This window comes from Streptomyces sp. NPDC059853 (genome assembly GCF_042731495.1).
Taxonomy (GTDB): domain Bacteria; phylum Actinomycetota; class Actinomycetes; order Streptomycetales; family Streptomycetaceae; genus Streptomyces.
The window spans coordinates 1-1,647 of sequence record NZ_JBHWJL010000540.1; the positions used below are offsets into that span (position 1 = coordinate 1).

Here is a 1,647-nt window from a genome sequence, read left to right on the forward strand (position 1 = left end):
CCGCCGAAGCGCCCGGCCCCACCGCCGCAGTGATCACAGCGCCGACAGTTCGGCCTCCAGGTCGTCCAGGCCCAGCGAACCCTGCGACAGCGCCGCCATGTGCCACTTCTTCGCGTCGAACGCGTCGCCGTGCGCCGCCCTGGCCGCCTCGCGCCCGCGCAGCCAGGCGCGTTCACCCAGCTTGTAGCCGATCGCCTGCCCCGGCATGCCCAGGTACCGCACCAGTTCGCTCTCCACGAAGTCCGCCGGGCGTCCGCTGTGCTGCCCGAAGAACTCCTGGGCCAGCTCCGGCGTCCACCGCTCGCCCGGGTGGAACGGCGAGTCCGCCGGGATCTCCAGCTCCAGGTGCATACCGATGTCGATGATCACCCGCACCGCGCGCATCATCTGACAGTCCAGGTAGCCGAGCCGGCGCTCCGCGTTGTTCAGGAAGCCCAGTTCGTCCATCAGCCGCTCGGCGTACAGCGCCCAGCCCTCGGCGTTCGCCGACACCATGCCGACCGTGGTCTGGTAGCGCGACAGCTGGTCGGCGACGTGCGCCCACTGCGCCAGCTGGAGGTGGTGGCCGGGGACACCCTCGTGGTACCAGGTGGACACCAGGTCGTACACCGGGAAACGGGTCTCGCCCATGGTCGGCAGCCAGGTCCGGCCGGGCCGCGAGAAGTCCAGCGACGGGCTGGTGTAGTACGGCGCCGCCGCGCTGCCGGGCGGGGCGATCATCGACTCCACGCGCTTGACCCGGTCGGCCAGTTCGAAGTGGGTGCCGTCCAGCGCCTCGATGGCCTCGTCCATCAGCTCCTGGAGCCAGACCCGGATCTCCTCGACCCCCTCGATGGCCTCGCCCTCGGTGTCCAGATGGCGCAGCGCCTCCCACGGGGTGGCGCCGGGCAGGATCCTGGCGGCCTCGGTCTTCATCTCCGCGTGCAGCCGGTGGAATTCGGACCAGCCGTACGCGTACGCCTCCTCCAGGTCCAGATCGGTGCCGTTCCAGTAGCGCACCCAGCGGGCGTAGCGTTCGCGGCCCACGATCTGCGGGGCACCGGCCACGCCGGGGGCGTACGTTCCGGCCAGCCACTCGCGCAGTTCCACGATCGCCGCCGTGGCCGCCCGGGCGCCCTCGGTCAGCTCCGTGCGCAGCGCCCCGGGGCCCTCCGCCACGAACTGCGCGAACCAGCTCTTCTCCGCCCCGTCCGCGATCCACTCCTCCAACTGGCCGATGACCGTGGTGACCTGGCGCGGCCCGGCCGGCAGGCCGCGCTCCAGGCCGGCGGCGAGCGCGGCCCGGTAGCTCTCCAGCGAGGCGGGGACGGCGGACAGCCGGCGCGCCACGCGCGCCCAGTCGTCCTCGGTCTCGGTCGGCATCAGCGAGAACACGCTGCGCACGTCGTGCACCGGCGAGAACAGGTTGCTGACCGCGCGCAGGTGCTCGTCCGCCTCGTGCACGGCGAGTTCGGCGGTGAGCCGCTCGCGCAGCAGCCGGGCGCAGCGCCGCTCGGCGTCGCTGTCCGCGCCGGGGCGCTTCTCCGCCTCGGCCAGCTCCCGCAGGGTGCGCCGGGCGAGGTCCGCGCGGGCCTCGTGTCCGGCGGGGGAGTAGTCGGGCAGTTGTTCGGCGCTCTCGGCGACCCCGAGGTAGGTTCCGGTGATGGG

General features: G+C 72.9%; 1 protein-coding gene. It reads right to left on the minus strand.

Annotated elements, in window-relative coordinates:
- Positions 1-33: 33 nt before the first annotated feature.
- On the minus strand, positions 34-1,647 hold a 1,614-nt coding region (locus ACFV5N_RS27700; protein ID WP_385605256.1), incomplete at its 5' end, for a DUF885 domain-containing protein.